Source organism: Streptomyces sp. NH27, assembly GCF_056859195.1.
The window spans coordinates 1-7,343 of sequence record NZ_JACEGK010000401.1 but is presented as its reverse complement, the minus strand read 5'-3'; the positions used below and the strand labels follow the sequence as shown (position 1 = coordinate 7,343).

Below are 7,343 nucleotides of genomic sequence, written 5' to 3'. Positions count from 1 at the left end.
CCCCCCACCCCGCACAAACCGAGCCCCTCGGGCGGTGCGAGGGCGCTGCGCGCCGGCCTTGCGACCCGCGCCGGCCGGGTGGTCGGGCGTGGACGGGACGTCGTGGACGGGACGGGGCACCCAGGCGGCCGGGGCGCCCCGTGGGTTCATCCGGCGGCGGACGCCGTGAGGATGGCCGCGCAGATGCGGGCGACGTCCTCCTCCCCGGTGACGTAAGGGGGCATCGCGTAGACGAGATCGCGGAAGGGCCGCAGCCATACGCCCGCGCGGACCGCGGCGCGGGTGGCCGCGTCGATGTCGACGGGGTGGTCGAGCTGGACCACCCCGATCGCGCCGAGCACACGTACATCGCGCACCCCGGGCAACTCGGCCGCGGGCGCCAGCCCTTCGCGCAGGCCGGCCTCGATCCGCTTGACCTCGGTCGCCCAGTCCTGGGCGAGCAGGACGTCGAGCGACGCGTTCGCCACGGCCGCGGCGAACGGGTTCCCCATGAACGTGGGGCCGTGTGCGAGCACGGGCACCTCGCCGCGCGAGATCCCCTCGGCCACCCGGGAGGTGCACAGGGCCGCGGCGAGGGAGACGTACCCCCCCGTGAGGGCCTTGCCGACGCACATGACGTCGGGCGCGATCCCCGCGTGTTCGGTCGCGAACAGCCGCCCGGTGCGGCCGAACCCGGTGGCGATCTCGTCGAGGACGAGTAGGACGTCGTGCTCGTCACACGCCTCCCGCAGCACCCGCAGGTACGCGGGGGAGTGGAACGCCATCCCGCCCGCGCCCTGGACCACCGGTTCCACCACGACCGCGGCCAGCTCGTCCGCGTGACGCCCGATCAGCTCGCGCAGGTGCGCCGAGTACTCGGCCGACGGCTCCGCGTCGAACCCGGGCGGCGGGGCGTCCGCGAAGATCTGCTCCTGTAGCACACCGGACCATAGATGGTGCATACCGCCGTCGGGGTCACATACCGACATCGGCTGCCAGGTGTCGCCGTGGTATCCGCCGCGCCATGTGAGCAGCCGCCGCTTGCCCGGCCGCCCCAGCGAACGCCAGTACTGGAGGCACATCTTGAGCGCCACCTCGATCGACACCGAACCGGAGTCCGCGAGGAAGACGTGCCGCAGCGGCTCCGGCGTGATCTCGACCAGCCGCGCGGCCAGCCGCACCGCCGGCTCGTGGGTGAGCCCGCCGAACATGACGTGGCTCATCCGGTCCAACTGCGCGTGGGCCGCCTTGTCGAGCACCGGGTGCCGGTAGCCGTGGATCGCCGACCACCAGGACGACATGCCGTCCACGAGTTCGGTGTTGCCCTGCGCGGGCGCGGCGAGCCGTAGACGTACGCCCGAGGCGGACTCCACGACGAGCGGTTCCTGGCGGCCGGGCATCGGGCCGTACGGGTGCCAGACGTGCTGCCGGTCCAGGTCCAGCAGCACATCCACCGGCAGCGGTTCAGGCATTGGGCGGCAGGTCCGTCCCCGCACCGCGCCGGCGCACGGCGACCAGGTCCGTACGGGGACCCGCGCCCTGACCCGACACCGCACCGACAGGCTGAGCCGTAGCCGTAGCCGTAGCCGTAGCCGTAGCCGTAGCCGTCTCGGCCGGCTCGCCGTGTTCGCACGAACCGCACGCCGTGTCGTGCGAGCCGCAGGCCGAACCGGCCGCCGCGCGCGCCTCGTCGGTCCGCCGGTGCGCGGGCAGCGTCGTGGTCTGCGCGCCCTCCACCTCGAAGCCCGCGTCCGCGATCATGTCGAGGTCGGCCTGCCCGGCCTGCCCCTCACTGGTCAGGTAGTCGCCGAGGAAGATCGAGTTGACCAGGTGAAGCGCGAGCGGCTGCATGCTGCGCAGGTGCACCTCGCGCCCGCCGGCCAGCCGCACTTCCACGTCGGGGCAGACGAACCGCACCATCGCCAGAATCCGCAGGCAGCGCTGCGGGGTGAGGTTCCACTCCTTGGCCAGCGGGGTGCCCACGAACGGGATCAGGAAGTTGACCGGTACCGAGTCCGGGTCCAACGCCCGCAGTGAGAACACCACGTCCACCAGGTCCGCGTCGCTCTCGCCCATCCCCGCGATCAGCCCCGAACACGCCGACAGCCCCGCCGCCTGCGCCTGCCGCACCGTGTCCACCCGGTCGGCGTAGGTGTGCGTCGTGGTGATGTCCGCGTAGGTGCCCTCCGACGTGTTGAGGTTGTGGTTGTACGCGTCCGCGCCCGCGGCCCGCAGCCGCTCCGCCTGGTCGCCGGAGAGCAGGCCCAGGCACGCGCACACCTCCACGTCCTCGTTGCCGTCCTTGATCGCCTCGATGGTCTTCGACACCCGGTCCACGTCGCGGTCGGTCGGACCGCGCCCGCTTGCCACCAGGCACACCCGCTTCGCGCCCCCGGACACCCCTGCGGTGGCCGCCGCAACCGCCTCGTCCGGCTTCAGCCAGGTGTACTTGAGGATGTCGGCCTTCGAGCCGAGCCGTTGCGAGCAGTACGAGCAGTCCTCCGGGCACAGGCCGGACTTGAGGTTCACCAGGTAGTTGAGCTTGACCCGGCGGCCGAACCACTGCCGGCGCACCCGGCCCGCCGCGGCCACCACGTCCAGCAGTTCGTCGTCGGAGGTCGCGAGCACCGCCAGCGCCTCGTCCCGCGTCGGCGGTTCGCGCCGCAGACCCTTGCCCACCAGTGCCGTCAGCAGATCCATGCCCGCAATCCTCGCGTACGGCGGCGGGCCGGGCCAATGGCGCACCGGACAACATCAGCGGCCTGGTATGTGTGCATCACCACACCCGGTACCTGGGCGCTCACCCAGTACGTTGCTGGCGTGGACAGCGCATCTCAGCAGCACCGACGCCCCGAGGGCCCCTTCGGATGGCTCACCGCCCAGGACCAGGTGCGGCGGGCCGCCGGGCTGCGCCGCGAACTGCGGCCCCGTACGGCCGACTCGCCGCTGCTGGACCTGGCCGGCAACGACTACCTCGGCCTGACCCGCCACCCGGAGGTGGTCCGGGCCGGCGCAGACGCCTGCCTGCGGTGGGGCGCCGGCTCCACCGGCTCCCGCCTGGTCACCGGCAGCACCGCGCTGCATGCCGAACTAGAGGAGGAGATCGCCGCGTTCACCGGCTTCGAGGCGGCTCTCGTCTTCGCTTCCGGCTACGCCGCCAACCTCGCGGCCGTCACCGCGCTCACCGGCCCCGGCACCCTGCTGGTCTCCGACGCCGCCAACCACGCCTCCCTGATCGACGGCTGCCGCCTGTCCAAGGCCACGACCGAGGTGGTCCGGCACGCCGACCCCGAAGCCGTCCGCAAGGCGCTCGGCGCCCGCGACGCCGCCGATGCCGACGCCGTGGGCACCGCCGGGGCCGCCGACCGTCCGCAGGGCCCCGGCGGGCCCGCGTTCGTCGTCAGCGACGCGGTCTTCTCCGTCGACGGCGACGCGGCGCCACTGGCCGAACTGGCCGCCGCCTGCCGCGCGTACGGCACAGCTCTGCTGCTCGACGACGCGCACGGCCTGGGCGTCATGGGAGACGGCGGCCGGGGCAGCGCCCATGCGGCCGGGTTGGCCGGCGCGCCCGACGTGGTGTGCACCGCCACCCTCTCGAAGTCCTTCGGCGCCCAGGGTGGGGTGGTGCTCGGCCCGGCCGTCGTGATCGAGCACCTCGTCAACGCGGCCCGCACCTTCATCTTCGACACCGGCCTCGCCCCGGCCGCCGTCGGCGCCGCGCTGGCCGCGCTGCGGCTGCTTCGGCGCGAGCCGGAACGGGCCGCCCGTGCCCGGCAGGTGGCCCGGGACTTCCACCGGCTGCTGACGGAGCGCGGCCTGGACGCCACCGTGCCCGACGCGTGCGTGGTGTCCGTGCGCGCGCCCTCGCCCGACAGCGCCCGCGCCTGGGCGGCGCGCTGCCGGCACGAGGGCCTGGCGGTCGGCTGCTTCCGTCCGCCGTCCGTGCCGGACGGGATCTCCCGGCTGCGGCTGACCGCGCGATGCGACCTGACCGGCCCTCAGATCCACCGCGCGGTCGACGTCATCGCCGGGACCGCTCCACCGCACTGAGCGGCCCGTCCGTGGCCAGATCGCGGACGAAGTCGCTCCACGCCTGCGGGGCGAACAGCAGCGCGGGGCCGCGTACGTCCTTGGAGTCACGGACCGCGGTCAGACCCGAGGGGAGCCTGGCGGCCTCCACACAGTTGTTCGCCGCGGTGCTGTGACTGCTGCGCCGCCAACTCGCGCCGCTAAGCGTCTCGCTGGAGGAAATAAAACGGGGCAGCGTTGTCATGAAACCTCTTTACGGATGCCGTTGATCATTTCAGCCGACTCTTCCCTGTGAAGAGCGCGGCCACTCAATCGGGCGAACGCTGCTCCGTACGCCGCGATGTCCTCTTTCCGATCGACGTAGAGACTACTCGTCAAATGGTCGACAACCACCACGTCGAGATCGGCAATGCGCGGATATGAGAAGATGACGAAAGAATTCGTCACCCCTTGGTGCCCGCCGGCGGCGAACGGGAGCACCTGCAACCGCACCTGGGGCAGCTCCATCGCCTCGCGCAGCCGCAGCAGTTGCTCCGCCATCACCTCCCGGCCGCCCACCCACCGGCGCAGCACCGACTCGTCGAGCACCGCCCACAGCTCGAGCGGCCGGTCCTGGCGCAGGACGGCCTGCCTGGCTATCCGTACGTCGACGAGCGCGTCCACCTCGCGTTCGCTCAGATGAGGCATCACGTCCCGGGTCAACGCGCGGGCGTACGCCGGGGTCTGGAGCAGCCCCGGCACCACGCTGTTCTCCATCGAGCGGGCCCGGCTGGCGCCCGTCTCCAGGGTGATGAAGTCGCGGTACTCCGCGGGCAGCACGTCGCGGAAGTCGTGCCACCAGCCGCGCTGGTAGCCGCGCCCGGCGAGGGTCGCCAGCAGGTCGCGCAGGTCGCGGTCGCGTACCGCGTACACGTTCAGCAGCACCTCCACGTCCTCGGGGCGCACGCTGCTGCGGCCGGTCTCGATCCGGCTGACCTTCGACTGGTGCCAGCCGGCCAGTCGGGCCGCTTCCCCGCTGGTCAGTCCGGTCAGATCGCGTAGCCGGCGCAACTCCTCGCCGAGCCGGCGCCGGCGTACGGCGGGGACTCGTTCCATGATGTCTAGCGCCTCCTGGGCCGAAGTGGTGCAGTCGTCGTCCGTCGCGAACACTGCGATACGACAGTGTGCCGACCAAATGCGTTCTCACGTAGCAGAGTTCACCGTTTTGAGCGACAGATATATGCATTGCGCGCTCGCCGGTCCGTAATGGCGGCACGATGGATGACACTCTGGCGCGAATCAGCCGCATCCGGACCCGGACGTACGGACCTCCGTACGCGCCGGCGTCCGGACCCGGCGGGAAAGGGAACAGCGTCACCATGGCTGACCTTCAGGAAGCATCCGTCACCCTGCCGAGTGACCCCGCATCGGTGTCCGCGGCCCGGGCCTACGTGTGCGCGCGGCTCGCCGAGTGGGGGCTGCCGCCCGACGCGTCGACCCTGGACTCCGTCCGTCTGGTCGTCTCCGAACTCGCCACCAACGCGGTGCTGCACACCTCCGGCCTGTCGCCCAACTTCACCGTGGACATCCGTCTGGAACACAGCGAGCACTTGCACATCGGGGTCACCGACTCGCACCCGCGCTGGCCGCAGCGCCTGCCCGGCGCCGTCCAGCAGGACAACGGGCGCGGCATGGCGATCGTCCGCCACCTCATCGCCGAGTCCGGCGGGAAGTTGCGGATCATCCCGACCTGCGACGGCGGCAAGACGGTCTGGATCATGATCCCCTGGGCGATCCCCGTGATCTGACGCGTCGTCCCCAAAGGTCCGCCGCGCGCCTCACGCGTCCACCCGGTCCGGGGACGGGACGCCTGGGGACAGCCGGTCCGGGGACGGCACCAGCAGGGCCTCGGCGCCGACCGGGGTGAAGCCGGCGGCCAGAAAGGCACGCAGGCTCGCCGCGTTGCCCGGGGCGATCTGCGCCCACACCGGCCCGCCGTCCGGCGCCAGATGGCGCGCGGCCAGGGCCAGCGAGCGCCCCAGCCCCCTGCCGCGCGCCCGCGGTTCGACCTCCACGGCCGCCTCCCAGCGGCCGGCGACACCGCGACCGAGCAGCAGCGTCGCGCCGGGTACGGTCCAGGCGCGCACGCCGTCGCGGTGCCGCAGCGCGCGCACGATCCGCGGATGCGAGCGGTCGGTGGTCTCCTGGAGCGCGGGCCCGGGCGGCGGACCCGGCAGCGGAGCCGCCACCGTGAGGACGTCGATGTTGTTGACCTGGCGGCCGGAACGGGCCGCGAGCGCGCTCAGGAACGGCGGGTTGAGCGGCGCCGACAGGTCGTCCGCCGGCAGCAGGTCCCGCAGCGCCGTGCCGCCGTCGCCGTCGTCCAGGTCGTCCGGCCCCGCGCCCAGGTCCGTGAACACCACGGTGTGCGCGGTGAACGCGATCACCCCGGCATCGCGGGGCGAGGGCTGCGGTACGAACACGACGGTTCCGTCGGGCGAGGGGAAGGCGCCGCGCGCGGCATCGGCGAGCAGGCGGGCGAGTTCGGTGGATCGGGTCATCCCCGCATTCTCGCTCCCGGCAGGGGAGCGGTCCCCGGGCGGTCCCGGCGGCCGTGGCCCGCGGGGCCGGCTGCCGGCACGTCAACTCCGCGCCTGCACGCGGTCGTACGAGTCCGCCCGACGCGTGGACTCGCCTACGATCGGGTGACGTTCAGCGGTTCCGGCGCCCGCCACCGGCACCCTACGTCCATGATCATGAACCGAGTCCGGTCGCTCGCCGCGGCCGGCGCGCTGACCCTCACCGCCGTTCTCGCCACCCAGACGTCCTCCGGTGCGGCGACGGCGGCCCCGACCCGGGCGCCCGAAGTGCCCTCCGCTGCCGCGGACTTCTGCCCTGTCGTCCACGACCCGCTCTTCGCCGCCGCGGACCGCAGCGTCGACGTGGACCGCATCGTCCCCGACCCGCCGACGTACCGCCGCACTTGCGGCGAGCTGTACCGCGCGGACGGGCGTGCGCCCGCCGTGGTCTTCCACGACGGCTTCCAGCCGAAGGCCCCGCAGGACGGGCAGTACGACCTCGCCGCCTACGTCGAGGTCAACCAGCCGTCGCCGTTCGTCAGCACCAGCTACGACCACGACCTGTACAAGCAGTGGAAGTCGGCCTACAACTACTACATCGACGCGCCCGGCGGGATCGACGTCAACGCCACGATCGGCGACACCCACAAGTGGGCCGACCAGCATGAAGTGGCCTTCACCGGCGGCATCGACCGCCGCTTCATCGTCGGCGCCTGCCCGGTGGACAAAGCGACAAAGAGCGAAGTCCTCGCCGACTGCGTCCGCAACCCCTTCTAC

At 72.6% G+C, this 7,343-nt stretch carries 8 protein-coding genes; 3 read left to right on the top strand and 5 right to left on the bottom strand.

The genetic code is table 11. The features are described from left to right. Positions 1-146 precede the first annotated feature (146 nt). A complete protein-coding gene (locus AC13HU_RS27265) occupies positions 147-1,451 on the bottom strand; it encodes an adenosylmethionine--8-amino-7-oxononanoate transaminase (RefSeq protein WP_483044604.1) in 1,305 nt (434 codons plus the stop codon). Beyond that, on the bottom strand, positions 1,444-2,679 hold the full coding sequence (bioB, locus tag AC13HU_RS27260) for a biotin synthase BioB (protein WP_483044603.1): 1,236 nt from the start codon (positions 2,677-2,679) through the stop codon (positions 1,444-1,446). Before bioB ends, AC13HU_RS27265 begins: the two co-directional genes overlap by 8 nt. Positions 2,680-2,799: 120 nt before the next feature. Between bioB and AC13HU_RS27255 the strand changes: the two genes are divergently transcribed. Continuing rightward, positions 2,800-4,029: an 8-amino-7-oxononanoate synthase gene (locus tag AC13HU_RS27255; protein WP_483044602.1), complete on the top strand. Its 1,230-nt coding sequence runs from the start codon at positions 2,800-2,802 to the stop codon at positions 4,027-4,029. Here the strand turns inward: AC13HU_RS27255 and AC13HU_RS27250 are convergent. Beyond that, positions 4,001-4,252 (bottom strand): DUF397 domain-containing protein, encoded by a 252-nt coding sequence (locus AC13HU_RS27250; RefSeq protein ID WP_483044601.1) that lies wholly within the window; start codon positions 4,250-4,252, stop codon positions 4,001-4,003. The genes AC13HU_RS27255 and AC13HU_RS27250 overlap by 29 nt on opposite strands. Continuing rightward, positions 4,249-5,103: a helix-turn-helix domain-containing protein gene (locus tag AC13HU_RS27245; protein ID WP_483044600.1), complete on the bottom strand. Its 855-nt coding sequence runs from the start codon at positions 5,101-5,103 to the stop codon at positions 4,249-4,251. The genes AC13HU_RS27250 and AC13HU_RS27245 overlap by 4 nt, the downstream gene beginning before the upstream one ends. Before the next feature lie 263 nt (positions 5,104-5,366). On the opposite strand from AC13HU_RS27245, the gene AC13HU_RS27240 reads away from it, so the two are divergent. Then, a complete protein-coding gene (locus AC13HU_RS27240; protein WP_483044599.1) occupies positions 5,367-5,795 on the top strand; it encodes an ATP-binding protein in 429 nt (142 codons plus the stop codon). 30 nt (positions 5,796-5,825) lie between these two features. Here the strand turns inward: AC13HU_RS27240 and AC13HU_RS27235 are convergent, their stop codons facing one another. After that, the gene (locus AC13HU_RS27235; RefSeq protein WP_483044598.1) at positions 5,826-6,548 is read right to left on the bottom strand and encodes a GNAT family N-acetyltransferase; all 723 of its coding nucleotides are present in this window, start codon (positions 6,546-6,548) and stop codon (positions 5,826-5,828) included. Between the two features lie 189 nt (positions 6,549-6,737). On the opposite strand from AC13HU_RS27235, the gene AC13HU_RS27230 reads away from it, so the two are divergent. Further along, positions 6,738-7,343 (top strand): ADP-ribosyltransferase (locus AC13HU_RS27230; RefSeq protein ID WP_483044597.1); only part of this gene is annotated, 606 nt, incomplete at its 3' end.